Below are 18,419 nucleotides of genomic sequence, written 5' to 3' on the forward strand. Positions count from 1 at the left end.
ATTGCATTATATAAATTATATTTTGCATTTAAAACAAAAAAATCACAGTAGACTAAATTGTCACTGTAATTTTTCTCAATTATAATGATTTCATTAACTATCATAAATAATTATACAACTATTATAAATTTTACAGGTTCCAGTATATTTAGTAGTATTATTATCTTTAGCATCTATAATATAAACAAACTCAAAATAATTATCTTCTTCATCTTCAATCCATTGAGTAGTAATAAAATATCTATCATTTATAAATTCTTCCACAAATACATTTTTATCATTTTTAAAACACAAATTATAATCACAATTATAAATTCCTCTAAGCCTAATATAATCATCTGATTCTATTATTTCATATATCCTATCACCATAACACAAATTTCCTGTAATTTCTTTATGGTCTATTTCACACAAAACTATAGACTCAAAATTTAATTTATTTACTGCATATTTCTTTTCAATCTGAGTTTCAAAGTCCTTTTCTCTAAAATATATATTATCTTCATCCATCTCTATATATCTTACCCACCCGTTTAAATATCTTCTTTTTATTTCTTTAAAAGGTATATTTTCTTCTCCATCTTTGATAGCTTCTACAAAATCATCTACACTAATTACATACAATGCTTCTATAGCTGTAACCAAATCTTTATTTAATTTATTTTCTTTTATTTCATCATAAACATCTTCATATTCATAATCACTCATGTAGACTTCATTAAAAATTAAATATTCTTTATTTTTATGTAAAAATATAGGAAGCAACTCAAGTAATCCATGTACTACCGAAATTCCATTTACTATTTTTAAATCCTTTATAATATATATTTTATCTTTTATCAAATCGCACAAATAAAGAAAATTATGATACCCTTTCTCTTTATATCGCATATACTCTTTCGCATACATTTCATCTACATCTGTAAAAAACATAAAATAACGACTGTTAATAATTATTGGAATTGAAGTCACTTCCTCATTGACTTTAAAGCAATGCTTTGATTTAATCTTTTTAGATTTTTTACATAATACATCTACTTCTACTCTATTTCTAAAATTCATCTTGATTATAATAATATCTTGTCCAATGACATAAGTATGCTGACTATAAAATTCTGATTCTAAAATTTCATAATTATATATTTCTTCTACTGTATCCGTTTCGACTATATAATTATTCATACTATAATAATATTTATTGTTCACTTTGTTATTTTTAATAAATATTATCTCTCCATCTTCAAAATCTAATATTTCAGTCTCTGAACCCGTATACTTTCTAATATCAATAATACTTAAATCTTTTTTATTCATATTTTTCCTCCACTGCTTTATCAGCCAAAAGGGACGGTTAACCTACTATTATCTATTAATAATACTTCTTCTCTCAAACAGTATACATTATTACCTTACCCCTTATTATAAATTAATCAATTAGTAACCCCATGCTTATAGAATCATAAAATATTCCATTTATATAAAAATCTCTTTTAAGAATACCTTCTTTCTTAAAACCATACTTCTCATACAATTTGATTGCATTTTCATTATCAGTTCTAACTCGTAAATTCATTTTTCTAATGATTCCTGTTTGTTTCGCCCATTCAATCAGAAATTCAAAAAGAAAACTTCCAATCCCTAACCCCCAATGAGATTTTCTTACGGTTACTCCAATTTCCCCAACATGTCTTACTCTGACTCTATCACCACCCCTAAAAACAATCAAACCTACAATTTCATCATCAAGTAATGCTATTATCATTATTGAATTATCTTTGCAATTTATTGATTCAATACTTTCCCTTTCTTTTTCAGTAGTTATCGCTATTTCATTCTCTCCAAATGTTAAAAAATCCGATTCCCCAGCTATAACAGTCTTATAATTTGCTGTTTTTTCTGCATCCTCTGAAGTAGCCTTTCTTATAATCAGTTTATTCCCATTCCTTAATATTATTTCTTTCATATGTGACAGGGGACGGTTCCCTGTCACTATATTACTTGTTCTAAAAAATGGATTATTATAAAGAAAATGATGTTCATATATTTGATAATTATCTCTTATAATAAAAGCCCTTATTGCTTCAAATAACGTTTGTGTCATCCAATCATTTAATAATTCCCCTAGTTTAGCACTTGCTATTTTGGGATACCCCATATGTCCAAAGCCTTTAATTTTTTCTGATACTTTTTCTGGACATACCATATCCTCATGATTAATACATATATCTGGTTGTTCAGGATAACTTGCTTTAACTAACCTGCTTTTTATATCCAACATATTAGAAGTCTCAATCCATCCTGCATGGAAATCATTTGGATATTTATTGAGTAATTTTTCTATTTCATGATCATGTCTTATATTCAGTCTCAATTTTTCATTAGAAAAAATTGCGCCCATAGGAGAAAATGCACATACTCCATATTTAGTATTAATTTCATCACAGGCTTCTTCAATTGCTATAAGATGCTTTGGTTCTGCATGACCAGCTATTATTACTATATTTTTCATTCCCCAATTAACTACATTTTCTATTACCTCATATGCTACTCTTTTTATTGTATCTTGTTTTAAGTGAAGATTACCGGGAAAACCGACTATATTACCATATCCAAATGGTAATGGTGGCATAATCAAAAACTCATAGTCGCTAAACTCATCCTCCAATAATTTTATCGTTTCTTCTTCCCATTGCTTTGATTGAAATACATCAACACCTAAGGGTAAGTGTTTACCATGTTCCTCTATTGGTGCAAAAGTAATAAACATAACTGCCTTTTCCTTGTCAATCATCTCTAACTCTTCCCATGTGATTTCCATAATGCTCTTACTCATAAGCGTTTCCCCCTTTCAAAAATTTAATTATCATTTCTATTTAAATAATAAACTTTCCTGTAAGGGTAAAGTCAATTTATTGTTATTAATTTATACAAGTTCAAGTTTAATTTGAAGAACTGTCCCCTGTCATTTATTTATTATTAAATCTATAATAGTAAACTTAAACCTTAACATATATATGAAATCATTTAGATATTAAACTTTATAAATAGATTTTAACTCCTTTTTATATTTTTTTATTTTCTATGTAACTACGTAATAAACCACTAGCTTTTTTCTTTGATTTATCAAGGCAATTAATGTCTCCAAAAACCAAAAAGCTATCTTTTGCACGTGAAACTGCAACATTCAACATGCTCTCTTTTATATCAATAAAGTAACATCCATCTAATCTGCCGTATACTGTTGACATAATAATAATTTGCCTTTCAGCCCCCTGAAATGTATGTACGGTACCATAGCTAATATATTTTCTAATGTCAAATGATAATAACTTTTTAAACTCTCTCTTCATCAGTATTTCTTGAGCTTTAAACGGTGTTATTATCCCTATCAAATTTTTCTCATCTTTATCTGGATAAGCTAACTTAATACGTTCAAAATTTTGGTTAATCCACATAGCTATAGCTTCAATTTCATTTAAGTTATACCTACTTCCTCCAATTTTAGAAGATCTTTCTGTATCTATTTGCATATATCCCATATGTGGTATATCTTTTAAAGTATACTCAGAGTCTAAAGCACCTAGACCTCTCATAGGCTCAAGACGTCCATCGTATACTAAATCATTACAATAAGAAATTATCTCATTATAACATCTTCTATGCTCGCTTAAAAACAAACCACCATTTCCATATTTCTTATAGTTGCACCTAACTGATGCAACTTTCATCACACTAGAACTAGATGCATTCAAACCACAATTATCAAGCTTTTCAAATTCTAATTTATTATCTATAACATTATGCTCCATAGCTAATGCAGTATCTAGTAAACTATTTACACTCCACACAGGTTCTATTTGATGAGTATCACCAACAACAAGAGCCTTTTTAGCAAGAGAAAAGGAACAGGCTGCTATTTCTGGTGATACTTGCCCAGCCTCATCCACAATTAGCAAATCAATGTGTTCATAAAGAAAACCATCACCTTTATCTTTTATATAATACTTAAAAACTTTTGGTAATTGATAAAATGTCATTACATAACAAGGAGTTATCATACTTAATCTATTAAATAATTGTTCTAGCACATTCTTATAGTTCTTACCTTTTTGCTTATCACTTAATTGGTCCTCTCCTTCAATCCATCTACATTCATAGTAGTGAACTGATAACCAAAACTCAATATATCTAAGGGTTTGATCCATTAAATTATTCATATCATTTAAATTAGTATTACTTTCATCCATTCTATCTTTTATACCTATATTAAGTTTTTCTAAAGCATTATTACATTTATTGTACTCAACTTTAATTCCTTTGACCTTATTATTGAGCCTATCTAAGTCATTACGTTTTCTTCTTAAATCTTTTATAAGATAACTATATTTTTCCTCTATGTCTGCAAAAGTCATGTTTTCTGAAATAAAATCCTCTTCATCTAGTTGAATGAACAACCTATTTTTAGAGTATATTCTTTTTTTAATACATTTCAGAAATCTAAATAATTTAAACCATATTGGCATTTCTTTAAAATGCTGCAACCATTCTTCTACTCTTTTACTTTTTGAATCTATATCATCTTTTATAGTTTTAATTTCATTTTCTAAATCCTCTATAAACTTATCTAATGTTCTATCTCCTATTTGTAATTCTTCTATTTGACTTGAAATAATTAATAATTTTTCTCTTATTTCATCAATCTCTAATAATGTCTTATGTAATATTTCTTTGCATTGTTTAACATTGTCAAAATTTTTTTTGAAATACTCACTACAGCATTTAAGCATTTTTTTTTCAGAAGCTTGAATATTTTCTTTACTCTCAATACACGATATAAAGCTTTTACCTCTTTGGTCTGTATACTGATACCCCTTCTTATAAGCTTCTTCCTCTTTAGATAATGAAGGAAAATAAACAGCAAAACTTTCAACACCTAAAATCCATCGTTGTTCTAAATTTTCTAATCCTTGTTTATCAATATCTCCAAAAGACTCAATTATATTAGTAACAGCCTGATTATTTGTTGATGAAGCTACAATTAATGGTGCTTTTTCTTTTCTTAAAGCACATTCAACATACATAGTTGCAACAACTGATTGGAGCATCTTAGTTTTCCCAGTACCAGGTGGACCATTTACTGCAAGTATTTCTCCCTCTACCATATTATTAAAATGATTAATACATTCTCTTTGAGATTTTGATAAGTAGTATTTTCCGCCCATCTGCCCATGGTGTTTTTTCATATTTTCAAGAGAATTATTAATTAATGGTTGTACCATCTTTGATTCAATATCAATAAAGTTCTCGTATAGTTTTCCCGTGAAATTTTCCTTTAACAAATACTCGTATAAATCTAATATAGGACGTATTGCATTTATTGTATCATCTTTTATTATATACACTTGTTTCTCTAATTTCGTATCGTTGATAGTATTACTCATAAAATCATTACCAGTAACACTCTCGTATAAATCTTTTACAAAAGTTATATAATCATTCCATGACTTTATTTTATGAATTCTACCTATATTATCACTCATAAACTCATCATATACCTCTTTTTTTCCTATAGATAATTTAGGTTCCACCATCGGATAAAGAAATATTCTCGGTATCCAAGGTAGTTTATTCTGATTATAAAATAATAATCCTTCTTTACTTAATTTAGCAGGTATATAATATATTCCTGTTAAATCCTCAAAATCACTACTCATTTTCTCTTGTGAATCAAAAATTGTTCTTACTGTTTTTCCAACAAGTATTACATCTATAAATTCTATAGTTTTATCTAATTTACTATCTCTCGAAAACTCTATAAAAATATTCTTATCTATTACACCTTTCATCAAATGTTCAAATGGAAAATAGAAATAGTTATCCTCTTTAAACTCAATGCATCTATTAACCTGTGCTGCAACTGCACTTCTTAAGTAATTCGTTATTTCTTTTATCTTGCTACTCATTACCTCACCAAGCCTTTAATTATCCTATATACTCATATATATTTATTTCTATTATGTAATATCTTCCATTATATTCTATATATTTCATTATATCAACATAACAATCCATTAATATACATATTTCTCCAATAAAAAATATCTATTGAATTTCTCTATTTATTCCATTAAATAATAAAAGCAAATAAAAACTGAAACTCTCTTATATACTTCAGTATAAAGTATATAAGAGAGTTTCAAAGTATGAAAACTATTATTCGCCCTTGCCTGCTTTACGTATCATTATGATCCAGCATATACATCTTTTTTTTTCAAATATCCTATTAATCCAATCAAGAAAATGATAAACATTCCTGTTAAAATGATTCCTGCATTTATATAAGCTAATCCAGGATTATCTACATTCTCTCTAAAAATATAAGCTGTTGGAATACTCCATGGAAAAAGAAATATATATTTTGAATTTACTACTACAATATTTGTAATCACCCCACTAATTCCTAATACAATAGGAGGAATAACATTTTTTCCTATTACTCCTAAAAGAGCACTTACTGGAGATAATGCAAAAAACATAATTCCTATTAATAATTGACTTTTCATAGTATCTATAAGTAAACTTCCCGTCATTGGTTCTTTAATTAACATCATGCCTCCAACCAATAAAGACACATAATTTATAGCTAAAGTAATATAAATCATAATAAAAATCACCATTAATTTTGCAAAAATAAATTTAGATTTATCTACTGGATAAGTATATAAGGTATTTGCTGTATTTTCCGTATACTCTCTTGAAAATACATATCCTGAAATCAACGAAAACAAAGCAACCCCCATAATCAAAGTCATAAATACAAAATTATTTTTAAAAGCTGATTCCCAATGTATATTATAATTTTTCAAATTATTTATAATGATTATTAGACTCAATAAAGTTGGAAGTAAGCCTCCGATAGGCAATAACCACATAATCTTCGCTCTTTTCAACTTTAAAACTTCTGTATATAGTAGATTAAGCACACCCTTCACCCCCAGTAACCTTTAAAAAATAATCCTCTAAGCTATCTTTCATCAATCCAATCTCACTCACATTCACATGATTTTGTATAAAAATTCGGTTGATTTTTTCAACATCAGAGAGTTTTTCATATACTCTTAAAATATTTTTTTCAATAACCATATAATCAAAAATCCCTAATTTTTCTTCAAGAAGCATAGCTGCTTTTTTATCATCACTTACCTTTATTTTTATATAATGTCTATTTTTGTTTTGAAGAGTATGAAAATCAATCTCCTCTATTAATCTCCCCTCATGAATAATACCAATAGTGGTAGCTATTTGCTGTATCTCACTTAAATTATGACTAGATATTAGAACCGTTATATTCTTTTTACTAGACAACTCTAGTATCAACTCTCTTATTTCTTTTATGCCAATGGGATCTAATCCATTGGTAGGCTCATCTAAAATAAGTAACTCTGGATGATGAAGTAGCGCTCTTGCAATACCAAGTCTCTGCTTCATCCCTAAAGAAAATTCCTTCACTTTTCTATTTTTAGCCTGAGTTATTCCAGATATATCCAAAGCCTCATCTATACATTTTTTTCCCTGTACCCCCATGAGTCTTCTATGAATCTCTAAATTTTCTTTAGCTGTTAAATTTGGATAAAAACCTGGAAATTCTATGATTGATCCGATTCTTTCTAGGTATTGATTTTTCTTTGAAGTAATATTTTCCCCAAAGATTTCAATACTCCCGCCCGTTGGCTTTACAAGCCCCATAATCATCCTAATAGTGGTTGTTTTTCCTGCTCCATTTTCTCCTAAAAATCCATAAATTTCTCCTTTCTTAATATGGATATTTAAGTTGTCTACGGCTGTTTTGTTTTTATATTTTTTCGTTAAATTCACCGTTTTTAATACATATTCCATATATATCCCTTCCCTTCTGATTATAGGATATCCTATAAAGCTTACATGGCTTTAACATGAATCTTACAAATTTCTTAAATCATATTTTATTGAACTAAAGGAAAGGTAAATGAAAACTCCGTTTTTTTATAGGGAATACTACTCACATAAATCTTTCCACCATGCTTTTCTATAAGTTTTTTTACGATGGTAAGCCCTAGCCCATTTCCTTGAAGATGAGTATTTCTTGAATCCTCTAGGGTATATAATCGTTCAAATATATGAGGAATCTCATTATTAGGAATTCCTTTTCCATTATCCCAAACAATAATCCTTACAAACTCCTTTTCTTTTTTGATCTCAATACCTATTTTTCCTCCATCTTTTCCATATTTTAAAGCATTCGATAAAAGATTATTTAATATTCTATGAATGCTTTTTTCATCTCCTGATATAAATACCTGTTCATCTGGCAACTGAATCTCTGGAATAATATTATTTTTTGTAAAATCTTCATAAAACGTAAGTATACTCATTCTTACTGATTCACAAATATTTATTTTCTCAAAATTTAATACATCATCATTAGATTCAATCTTTGATAACGCAAAAAAATCTTCCAAAAGTACATGAAGAAGCTTTCCTTTTGAATAAACAACCTCTATATATTTTTCTTTTTCTTCTTCCCTTAGGGTTGGATCATTTTTTATGGCTTCTATATATCCTAAAAGAGAAGTAAGGGGTGTTCTTAGATCATGAGAAATATTTGAAATAATTTTTTTCCTTGATTCTTCTATTTTTTTATATTCAATAAGAATTTTTTGAAATTTATTGACGAGTATATTAATTGTTTCACATAATTTCTCCATATTTCTATTATTAGTATTTAGCCTTACTCTTTGATTAAAGTTTCCTTTTTCTATTTGCATAAGCACTTTATTTATTTTTTTGATTTGTTTATTTTGCTTAAAAAGTATTAAACTCAAAAACATACAGATAGTGCTTAAAATCAAAATAATCCCCTTAGTCATTTTTTATCTCTCCAAGCTTATAGCCTATGCCCCAAACCGTTACAATAATTTTAGGATTTGAAGAATTTTCCTCTATTTTTGATCTTAATCTTCTTATATGTACCATAACTGTATTTTCATCCCCTATATAATCATCTCTCCAAACATGCTGAAATATTTGTTGTTTTGTAAACACTCTATTAGGATTCTTAAAAAAAAGCTTTAATATTTCAAACTCTTTCCTTGTAAGGGCAAGCTTTTCTCCTTTTTTTCTAACTTCATAATTATTTACATCTAAAGAAATATCTCCATAAATAATTTTTTCTTCTTTTGCTATACTCGATTCTTTAAAATAAAAACTTCTTCGAATTGTTGATCCTACTCTTGCTAAAAGCTCTGCTGTAGAAAACGGCTTTATCATATAATCATCTGCCCCCATCCTAAGTCCTAGGATTTTATCTATCTCTTCATCCCTTGCAGATAAGATGATAATAGGGACAATACTTTCTACTCTTATTCTCCTCATAACTTCTATTCCATCTATTTTAGGAATCATAAGATCTAGTAGGATCATATGATAATTTTTTTCTTTATATTTAAGTAAAGCCTCTTCTCCATCCATAGCTGCATCTACTCTGTATCCTGCTTTTTTTAAAGTCGTGCAAATAAGCTGATTGATGGCTTCATCATCTTCAACCACTAAAATATTTATAATCTCCATACTTTTATCCCCCTTTTAAAAAACTTTCTCCTTTATGTCATAAAAGCATTTATATATTTTACCATATTCTTCAATAATTAAGCATATGTAAAATAAATTCTTCTTAATTTCCTTTCCATAATTTATTGTTCCCTATACCATAAACCTTCCCCCTCATACAAAAAGCCATGCAATTTTAGGCATTTTATACCAAAAATCACATAGCTTTTATTACGAGTTTATCAAGTTCTGTTTCTAATGTCCTCTATGCTTAGCTTTTTTCTTTTGTTGTTTCATTTGAAACTTTCTTCTTTGCTCCTCTATTTTTCTCTCTTTTGATATCTTTTTCTTTTCTATTTTATTAGATTCATATTGAAGTTTTATTGCAATTTGAGCCTTTGTTCCAACTCCTTTGTTTTTAAGTTCTTTTTTTATTTTTCTTTGAAGTCTTTTAGGATTTATCTTTTTATCCTTTTTCTTATTTGTAGAAATTGGACTAGAAAATTTTATATTATTAAATTCTTTTAATATAAACTCATATACCTCATAATCCTTAGGTTCTGAACCAAATACAATTCTTGAAACTTCATATTTCCCATTATAAGTCCTTTCATATATACCTATCCAGAAAGGCTCTTCAAATAAAACTGTCAATTTACTGCTTATTTTCATTTTTAAATACCTCCTGATAAATAATCGTAAATGGAGAATGGACAACCCCAGGAGGGAAGGTTACTGCTATCTATTCATTATAGATAGGTTCGGACTACCAACCGAAACGGTGTTTTTATCTCCATAATTTATTATATGAATCTATTCACTATCATAAGCCTCTAATGCAATTGGAAGTGATGAAGTCACCACATTTCCTACTACTGGTAATCCTACTAATATGGCACTTATTATTTCTTCTCTGCTTGCTCCATTTTCCTTTGCCTGTTTTATATGAAATGGTATACCACTTTCTAATCTAGTTGCTGCTAAAACTGCTATATAGGCAAGTTCCTCTGAACTCCTCTTTTTTTATCTCTTTCAATACATATACATCTACCACAAGTTGAACATATATATTGAGTATGATTTTTTAAGCAATGCTCTTGATTAATTAAAGGAGTAGCTCTTGGATTATCACTATAACATTCTTTACACACAATTAAACCTCCTTGCTATTCTATCTATAGAATAGCTATTTAAAAAAATTTTCTTTTATAAAATTATCTAGCCAATCGATTTCAACACCTATGCATGCTATAGGTCTTTCAAATAATGCCTTTATATAAGGTCTTTTCTTCGCTGATGGATGCTGATTATATTTTTCAATTATAAACATTTTTCTTTTTATTAGATTTTCTTTACGACTTATTAATGCTTCATAAAATTCTTTTTTTGAAATTAAATAGGAAAATGACATACCAATATCAAATTTGCTTGAATCACGATTATATTCACTTAACATTTTAATAATATATTCTTTTACAATCCTTCTTGTTTCATCCTTTATGGAATATACTTTCCTTCTAGGTGAGCCATATTCCTTCTCATATCTTGAATTTATAAATCCTTTCTTTTCAAGTTTGTTCAAAGAATTATAAATAGAAGAAAATCCTATATTTGTCCACTCTCTCATATTTCTTTGTTCAATAATAGTTTCAATTTCATATGCATAATAATCTTTATCATGCAAAAGCGCTAATAAGATTATTTCAATCTCTGTCATATTCCACCTCCAGTATTCTAATATTAGAATAGCATTGTAATATCTATTTGTAAATAGGATATTATCATTTAATGCAACCACCATGAAAAATACATTCATACACTTTTATATCATTATAGAATATCTCTTCATAACCATTAAACCACTCAAATTTTCCATTTACTATACAGTGATACTTATATTCTCCATTTTGGTATACTAATGGCCCTCGATACGGATATTCTTTCGGTACTAATAATAAACATTCTTTCAAGAAATCTCCAGAAAAGCCATCAGCAATAATTCGTCCAATATAATTCATCGACCAGAACGGGAAATCATTGCACCACAAAGCTTCTTCTCCAGCAAATTTTTCTCCACCCAAGTATGTATCAATATACTTTAAATCATTTTCTACATATTGAAAATCATGTGAATTAGGTCTAGAAGACGTACTTTCTAATCCTTTACCTGCATACGTAGATTTTTTGGCACGACATAGAAAATCTATTACTTTTTCATCTATATAATGATCTTGTTTTGTATATCCATATAAGCAATTTTCGTCATCATAATTTTTAACAAGTTTATCAATACTTATTCTAAATAAATCACTTAAAATAATTAATTTATTCATATCAGGATATGATTGTCCTGCTTCCCATTTTGCAACTGCTTGTCTTGATATCCCAATTTTTTCTGCTAGTTTCTCTTGAGACATTCCTTTTTGTTTTCTTAATACCTGTAACTTATCTTGAAATTTCATTTCCATCACCTCTATCTAAGTATAAAATAACAGTAACCCTATTTCTACCAATCAGTAATAACAAATTTGACAACTATCAGTTGCTATATTAGAATGTAACATTCAAATTCCACCTTATGCATACCTCACAACCTTCTTAATATTCTTTTCTATCAAACAACTTTAAAGTAATTCGTGAACACCCTAACCCTAGAGCAATTCCTGCTAATATATCCGTTGGATAATGTACAAATAAATATAATCTAGAAAAAGCAATAAGTATAGCCAATAACATAAAGGGTATGCGATATAATTCTAATTTATTTGAGATCACACCAGCAACAGCAAAGGAAGATGTTGTATGACCAGAAGGAAATGCATAAGTTAATGGTTTTTTTATTAAAAGATGAATATCAGGTACTTCTAAAAAAGGTCTTGTACGTCCAATTATGTGCTTAAGAAATGCCTCTCCAATCACTGTACTCAATACAAGTGCTACTATGGACAATATACCTACTTTTCTATACTTCTTACTCATCATTAGTACGCAGGATAATATAATCCAAATCATTCCTTTGTCTCCTAAATGGGTAATTACTGGCATGATTTTATCTAATATCGCACTTTGTGTATAATCATGAATTACTTGTAATAAACGCATATCTAGCTCATGAATAATATACACCTTACCAACTCCTTATTTTATCTATTTATTTTCGTAATAATATTTTTACTACTCGCCTTAATTCTTCCATTTTTAGTAAATAAGCTATTAATACAAATATTCCTACACCAGTTATACTTGATATTCCTATTTGAAATATTTGTAAATACTTATCAAACGGATTGATAAATTTTGTTAAATACATATTTACACTTGCAACAACGAGCCCCATTCCAATACACGCTAAAAGTGTTTTTCCTATAGATATGAATATTTCTTTGTCTTTTATTCCATCCATCCTTTTGCTAAAAATATAATACAATATGACCATATTCATAAAACTTGTTGTAGAATATACAAAAGCTAATCCCTTAACACCAAAGGAAGTATATTTAACAAAAACAATATTAAATAATATATTTGATATAACAGAAATAATACTAACCTTTAATGGTGTCTTTGTATCATGATTTGCATAAAAACCTCGAATTAATATTTGTATACCTGCTTGTGTAACTAAGCCTGGGGTATAATAGAGTAGCACCTGAGCTGTTATAAATGCATCGTGTTCTGTAAAAGCTCCATTTACAAATAATAATCTTATCAAAGGCATTCTTAGTACAAATAATCCAACAGCCGACGGTATAATAATAAATAAAATATTTCTCATTCCTAATGAAAAAGTATATTTAAACTTTTCAAATTCTCCTCTTGCAATTTGAGAAGTAATAGTTGGAAAAATTACACTTGCAATACTTACTGCAAATATCCCTAAAGGTAGTTGAATAATCCGATTAGCTAATCTTAATGCTGTAATACTTCCTGTATCTAGTAATGAAGCAATATTCTGATTCACAATAAGACTAACTTGATTTACTGATAGCCCAATCAGAGTAGGAAGAATTAACTTAAAAATCTTTCGTATACCAGGATGCTTAAAGTCAAAACCTAGATAATAATACTGCATTTTATTTTTAGCAAAGAAAAATTGAAATAAAAAATTAGTTATAGCACCTATAATTACACCTATAGCTGTACCGATAATTCCAAAATATTGTGATAAAAAAATTGTTCCAAAAATAATCCCTATATTATATAGAATAGGTCCTATATAAGAAACATAAAATTGCTTATATGCTTGTAAAATACCTGATGTTAATCCTGCAAGAGCAGTAAAAGTTACTGCTGGAAACATAAAACGAGTTAATTTGATAGTAAGTGCTAGCTGTTCTCCTTTAAAACCATATGCAACAAATGGAACTAAATACTTAGCAAACAAAATACCTAGTATTGATATAATAACTAATGCAAAAACAACTAAATTTATAAAAGAGGATCCTACTTTCCAAGCCTCTTTTTCCCCTTCTGTAGCTAAATAACTTGTAAATACAGGAATAAATGCTGCACTTAATGCTCCTCCAACAAGTAGAGTATACATCAAATCAGGTATAGTAAATGCAGCAAAAAAAGCATCCGTTTCTATCCCTCTACCAAAGGTATTTGTCATTATAACTTCACGAATAAAACCTAAAAGTCTACTTAATATCATAATCACCATAACAATTGTTACTGTTTTCGTTGTCCCATTAAGTCTTGCCATTTAAACCCTCATTTCATAGTTCCTATTTTTATTAATACATATTTTATTTTTGCTTTTCTCTATTATTATACCTAGTATATATATAATAACAAGCAATACTTATTAAGCATATTACTAATAACATCCTATTTAAATCGATTTTGTAATGTAGAGAATCAGCCCATATACTCAATCATTGTTAGTGAAGGTCAATCTTACAATAATATAATAGAAAATTCAAAATTAGCAGTTATCCAACCTAACTTTAGTAGAAATAAACTTTGTTTTCTTCCCCTAGAAGGATTAGCTGAGTTATTATCTTTAAAAGACAAATTAGGTTTTGGACAACATATTGCAGCTCAAAGAGATTTTTTTGATAAGCAATTGATAATTTTAAATAAAAGCAGACCTTGTTAGAGATATTGCATCAACAATAAATCCTTATTAGGTCTGCAAAAACTTTAAACAGTTTCATAAATTCAACACAATCTTCGATATTTTATATTTAGTTCTACTAGGAATAACATATTCTTGTTCAACTTTATATGTAAATTCCTTTGATACTATTAGGATATATAATCTTCTTGATTTTTTATTATTTTATACATCCTCTATCCCTATATTAATCTAACTTATCATTTTGTAGTTCTTCCATCTTTTCCATTCTTAATTCATGCAGTGTCTTATTACTTCCTTTTAAAATAGTCCATTCATAGATATTTACAGATGACCACTCCGTTACTTTTTCTCCCCATTGGTTAAAAGACATTACTTCATCTTTGTACTCAACCTTTTGAATATCAATAACCTTTGCCTCTGAATTAGGATAATTCTTAATTTCAACCATATCTCCAGCTTTAATGATCCCCCATTCAAACAGCTTATTCATTCTAGGTAAATATTTTCTAGTTATTTTACTTTGTCCACTTGTAGTAGTATTTTTATCCTCTATTTCAACATAGTAGTCATCCAATTTTTGCAATGGCAATATCTGATTTGACTGTAATAGCATTTGCTCACCTATTTTCACTGGAACAATCTCAATACAGTTTATATCAACACCATTTTCAATTAACCAAGCTACTGCCGATAAAGTTTGGGCATCAAAACCTGAAGCAACTAAAATAATCCTCTGCTTTTTATTAAATGTCTTTAAGGCATTGTTCTTTTCAAGAAATTCATTTAATATCCTCTTTCCTTTCTCTTCAGGGGTTAATTCCCCTAATTCAAACTCATCGTTGTACTTTAATATGTACGGTACAAATATTTTTTCTACTGCTTCGTCAACATTTTTTATTTTTGCATAACTTGCAGCATATCTAATAGCTTGAAATTCAAAGGGTTCTTTTCTAATTTTAATGTCATCTAAATCTCTTTTTATTTCAATTAAAACCAAGTTCCCATCTTTATCTATTGCTGTTAAATCACTTCTGCCTTTTTCTATATTTCTAACTTGTCTCCCAATTACCAATAAAGTTTCATCATCAATGATTATCTCAATATTTTTTCTTAAAAAATCTTCAATATGTTCTTCTTTGATACCTAAATCCTTAAATTGCAAAATCTCTATATCTAAGTTATTTACTTCAATTGAACTATTTATATTTACAGGAATCAACATAAATTTACCTCCAAATTCTAGTTTCATCAAATTTATCAAATTCTTTTTAAATAAGTAAGTAATTACAATAACTGTGAATAAACTCATCATAAAAAATATATCTAGCCATAGTTTCATTTTATGCCTATTTCTATTATTGTATCAAGTGTTTTCTGTATTGATATTCTACATTGAAATCTAGAATCTTACATTTTTGCATATAGTTGAGTTATAAATGGTAGATTCTATTTGTTTTCCAACCTAGTACTCTACTCACACGACCTAATGAAGGCAAATCTTGAATATGCATCCAAGTTTTATACTCACTGCCTTCACCAGTTCCACGCCCCTCCCGTATAAATCTTTCTTTTTTCTACTTTGTCCGATCTCCTTTATGCTTTGCCATATTTACCCTCCAATCAAAATTTGATTTTTAAACAAACAAAAAAAAAGAACCTTTCCATTTATGCAAATTCAATAATTTTTTTATTGAGCTTTGCTCTAAATGAAAGACTCTAACGATTTAATACTTCTCTAAAATATTCAGCAAGAATACCTTCACCTTTAAATCTATCAACTATTAATAGCTTTGACATTTTACAAGATTTTTCATATTCTTTAGGATTTTCATTATAATTATGCCCTAAATATACCATCTTAACAATTGAGTCACTAGTATCCAAATGATGTGCCTTTCTTAACATTTCTATACCTAATTGTTCCATCTCCTCATAATCTCCAAAATAATAAGGAAACATAGATATCATATAACCAAATATCCATAAAAATTCAATCTCTTCACTAAAATTCATTAATCCAAATTGAGTTACCTCTTTTAAACTATTCTCAAATTTTTCTTGATTTACTCCTTCTGAATTTATACAATCCCATTCAACCAAAATGTACCAACATAGAAATCCTAATCTAATTGTTACTTTTAAATCTAGTTGATTTTCCATCCATTTAGTATAAATATATGTTCTTGCTTCATTCCACTGTTGATTTTTTTCTAAAATATCAGCTTCATTCCATTCCCAATTAATCACTTTTTATCACCTATTTAAACTTCTTGTTTAGCCATACATCCTAATTTTCATAAGTATATCTATAAGTTACATTGTATAAATCAAGTATCTTTCCTAGTTGTAAATCAAAAGCTTTAAATATTTTTATCAATTCATTTATAGGCATTCATCTTATTCTTCCCAATAGCAAATAGGACATATACTATAAGTACCTGGTATTTCTTCATCTAGTATTTTATATCTACAACATTAATAAGTTATCTTACATCTATTTTTTTCCCCTTATTATTACAAACTCTATTCTTCAATATCGCCAAAAATTTCAATTATCTCATCATTTATATAGACAGCATCATCAATTAATGGAATTAAAACATCCTTAAATTCATTATAATCATTCAGAATACTTCGTGATATTTTTACAGTTGCAATTCCATCCTCAAAGTTTAAAATATTGTATTCCTTATTAATCAATAATTCATTTACCTTATTCTCCATTTCTTCTAGCACTTCATCATTTTCATATTCATTATATCGAATACTTTGTACTGCGAAATCAAAGTAAATATACTCATCAGAAAAACTTATTTCTTCATCATAGTATTCATATAATCCACATAAGCACCTGTCTTTATAATAAAGAGGAATATTTATAAATGGAAATACTATATCTGTAATCCATGCATTTCTTGAAGATGTTGTACACAGCTTATTAATCGTAGTTACTTCTTCATTTCCATATTCATCTACTATATCTTTTATCCAATCATATATTTCTTCTATCCATTCGTCTCTATCTTCAAGAGTCCTATTGCCAGTATTTAAAAATCTATTCCAATTATTCAATTTATCATTTATATCATTAATATCTCTAAAATTCACTTCTAAATCTTCTATTCCGACTAAAGACCTTATTTCAACTCCTGATAAATTAGCGCTTATTTTTACTTCTTCTGAAGCTGATGTTCCAACAAGTATTAATTTAGGACAATAATAATTTTGTCCAAATTCATTTTGCCACTTTATTTTATTTTCGTCATCCATAGAAACTACTAATGCTCTATATTCAAGTATTTGAGCAATGTTTTCTCTTATTAGACTTTCCTTCTTCAGCTCTACAATAACAGGTCTATTATCTCTAGTATCCTTAAACAATAAATCAATGTATCTATTCAGCCCATTCCTGCCAATATTAATTTGCCTTCCAAATTCATCTCTGCTTCCTTTAATCTTCGGAATAACATAACGCTCATCTAATAACCACGGTGAATTATATATAATATCTTCTATATCTTTTTCTAATAAATTCATCCTAACATCTCCCCCAATACAACTATCTTCTTATAATTTTAATATTTATTTTATGTATAATTTTGTATAAATTAGAGCTTAACATTTTTATAAATACCACATAACTTAAACCTTTCCCCTACTGCTCCCATATTAAAAAAAGCCATACACTTTTAGGCATTTTCAGCCCAAAATCACATGACTTTTATTACAACTTTATTTCCCTTAGTATGAC

Annotated in this window: 17 protein-coding genes and 1 pseudogene; all 18 read right to left on the reverse strand. The window is 28.1% G+C overall.

All coding sequences use genetic code 11. The features are described from left to right. Positions 1-93: 93 nt before the first annotated feature. Positions 94-1,314, reverse strand: a complete 1,221-nt coding sequence (locus tag FQB35_RS12785; RefSeq protein ID WP_148810297.1) for a hypothetical protein — start codon at positions 1,312-1,314, stop codon at positions 94-96. 112 nt (positions 1,315-1,426) lie between these two features. Next, on the reverse strand, positions 1,427-2,833 hold the full coding sequence (locus FQB35_RS12790) for a GNAT family N-acetyltransferase (RefSeq protein ID WP_148810298.1): 1,407 nt from the start codon (positions 2,831-2,833) through the stop codon (positions 1,427-1,429). A gap of 229 nt (positions 2,834-3,062) precedes the next feature. Beyond that, entirely contained in the window at positions 3,063-5,963 is a 2,901-nt protein-coding gene (locus FQB35_RS12795; RefSeq protein WP_148810299.1) for an AAA domain-containing protein, read from the reverse strand. Between the two features lie 279 nt (positions 5,964-6,242). Then, the gene (locus FQB35_RS12800) at positions 6,243-6,983 is read right to left on the reverse strand and encodes an ABC transporter permease (protein ID WP_148810300.1); all 741 of its coding nucleotides are present in this window, start codon (positions 6,981-6,983) and stop codon (positions 6,243-6,245) included. After that, complete coding sequence (locus FQB35_RS12805) at positions 6,976-7,896, reverse strand: ABC transporter ATP-binding protein (protein WP_148810301.1); 921 nt, start codon at positions 7,894-7,896, stop codon at positions 6,976-6,978. The genes FQB35_RS12800 and FQB35_RS12805 overlap by 8 nt, the downstream gene beginning before the upstream one ends. A gap of 86 nt (positions 7,897-7,982) precedes the next feature. Beyond that, on the reverse strand, positions 7,983-8,906 hold the full coding sequence (locus FQB35_RS12810) for a sensor histidine kinase (RefSeq protein ID WP_148810302.1): 924 nt from the start codon (positions 8,904-8,906) through the stop codon (positions 7,983-7,985). Further along, positions 8,899-9,606: a response regulator transcription factor gene (locus FQB35_RS12815; RefSeq protein WP_148810303.1), complete on the reverse strand. Its 708-nt coding sequence runs from the start codon at positions 9,604-9,606 to the stop codon at positions 8,899-8,901. The genes FQB35_RS12810 and FQB35_RS12815 overlap by 8 nt, the downstream gene beginning before the upstream one ends. Before the next feature lie 234 nt (positions 9,607-9,840). After that, entirely contained in the window at positions 9,841-10,257 is a 417-nt protein-coding gene (locus tag FQB35_RS12820; protein ID WP_148810304.1) for a YjdF family protein, read from the reverse strand. A gap of 141 nt (positions 10,258-10,398) precedes the next feature. Then, the gene (locus FQB35_RS12825) at positions 10,399-10,578 is read right to left on the reverse strand and encodes a carboxymuconolactone decarboxylase family protein (RefSeq protein WP_148810853.1); all 180 of its coding nucleotides are present in this window, start codon (positions 10,576-10,578) and stop codon (positions 10,399-10,401) included. Beyond that, entirely contained in the window at positions 10,575-10,736 is a 162-nt protein-coding gene (locus FQB35_RS15950) for a hypothetical protein (RefSeq protein ID WP_168198188.1), read from the reverse strand. The genes FQB35_RS12825 and FQB35_RS15950 overlap by 4 nt, the downstream gene beginning before the upstream one ends. A gap of 35 nt (positions 10,737-10,771) precedes the next feature. Then, complete coding sequence (locus tag FQB35_RS12830; RefSeq protein WP_148810305.1) at positions 10,772-11,302, reverse strand: PadR family transcriptional regulator; 531 nt, start codon at positions 11,300-11,302, stop codon at positions 10,772-10,774. Positions 11,303-11,366: 64 nt separating this feature from the next. Then, positions 11,367-12,047: a DUF5680 domain-containing protein gene (locus FQB35_RS12835; protein WP_148810306.1), complete on the reverse strand. Its 681-nt coding sequence runs from the start codon at positions 12,045-12,047 to the stop codon at positions 11,367-11,369. Between the two features lie 136 nt (positions 12,048-12,183). After that, positions 12,184-12,711 (reverse strand): phosphatase PAP2 family protein, encoded by a 528-nt coding sequence (locus FQB35_RS12840; protein ID WP_231701799.1) that lies wholly within the window; start codon positions 12,709-12,711, stop codon positions 12,184-12,186. Between the two features lie 25 nt (positions 12,712-12,736). Next, positions 12,737-14,290, reverse strand: a complete 1,554-nt coding sequence (gene murJ, locus FQB35_RS12845) for a murein biosynthesis integral membrane protein MurJ (RefSeq protein WP_148810307.1) — start codon at positions 14,288-14,290, stop codon at positions 12,737-12,739. Positions 14,291-14,891: 601 nt separating this feature from the next. Next, the gene (locus tag FQB35_RS12850; RefSeq protein ID WP_231701800.1) at positions 14,892-16,007 is read right to left on the reverse strand and encodes a PDDEXK family nuclease; all 1,116 of its coding nucleotides are present in this window, start codon (positions 16,005-16,007) and stop codon (positions 14,892-14,894) included. Between the two features lie 377 nt (positions 16,008-16,384). After that, positions 16,385-16,915, reverse strand: a complete 531-nt coding sequence (locus FQB35_RS12855; RefSeq protein ID WP_148810308.1) for a hypothetical protein — start codon at positions 16,913-16,915, stop codon at positions 16,385-16,387. Positions 16,916-17,065: 150 nt separating this feature from the next. Then, a pseudogene (locus tag FQB35_RS16675) lies at positions 17,066-17,134 on the reverse strand (CPCC family cysteine-rich protein); the annotation flags it as partial. A gap of 57 nt (positions 17,135-17,191) precedes the next feature. Beyond that, a complete protein-coding gene (locus FQB35_RS12865; protein WP_148810309.1) occupies positions 17,192-18,205 on the reverse strand; it encodes a PDDEXK family nuclease in 1,014 nt (337 codons plus the stop codon). Positions 18,206-18,419: the final 214 nt, after the last annotated feature.

The organism is Crassaminicella thermophila, from assembly GCF_008152325.1.
In the GTDB taxonomy this organism is placed as follows: Bacteria; Bacillota; Clostridia; order Peptostreptococcales; family Thermotaleaceae; genus Crassaminicella_A; species Crassaminicella_A thermophila.

Coding starts and splice junctions, on each gene's coding strand:
- FQB35_RS12805 (WP_148810301.1), bottom strand. CDS start 7,896: ATGGAATATGTATTAAAAACGGTGAATTTAACGAAAAAATATAAAAAC.
- FQB35_RS12830 (WP_148810305.1), bottom strand. CDS start 11,302: ATGACAGAGATTGAAATAATCTTATTAGCGCTTTTGCATGATAAAGAT.
- FQB35_RS12790 (WP_148810298.1), bottom strand. CDS start 2,833: ATGAGTAAGAGCATTATGGAAATCACATGGGAAGAGTTAGAGATGATT.
- FQB35_RS12795 (WP_148810299.1), bottom strand. CDS start 5,963: ATGAGTAGCAAGATAAAAGAAATAACGAATTACTTAAGAAGTGCAGTT.
- FQB35_RS12835 (WP_148810306.1), bottom strand. CDS start 12,047: ATGAAATTTCAAGATAAGTTACAGGTATTAAGAAAACAAAAAGGAATG.
- FQB35_RS12865 (WP_148810309.1), bottom strand. CDS start 18,205: ATGAATTTATTAGAAAAAGATATAGAAGATATTATATATAATTCACCG.
- FQB35_RS12850 (WP_231701800.1), bottom strand. CDS start 16,007: ATGAAACTATGGCTAGATATATTTTTTATGATGAGTTTATTCACAGTT.
- FQB35_RS12810 (WP_148810302.1), bottom strand. CDS start 8,906: ATGACTAAGGGGATTATTTTGATTTTAAGCACTATCTGTATGTTTTTG.
- murJ (WP_148810307.1), bottom strand. CDS start 14,290: ATGGCAAGACTTAATGGGACAACGAAAACAGTAACAATTGTTATGGTG.
- FQB35_RS12815 (WP_148810303.1), bottom strand. CDS start 9,606: ATGGAGATTATAAATATTTTAGTGGTTGAAGATGATGAAGCCATCAAT.
- FQB35_RS12820 (WP_148810304.1), bottom strand. CDS start 10,257: ATGAAAATAAGCAGTAAATTGACAGTTTTATTTGAAGAGCCTTTCTGG.
- FQB35_RS12785 (WP_148810297.1), bottom strand. CDS start 1,314: ATGAATAAAAAAGATTTAAGTATTATTGATATTAGAAAGTATACGGGT.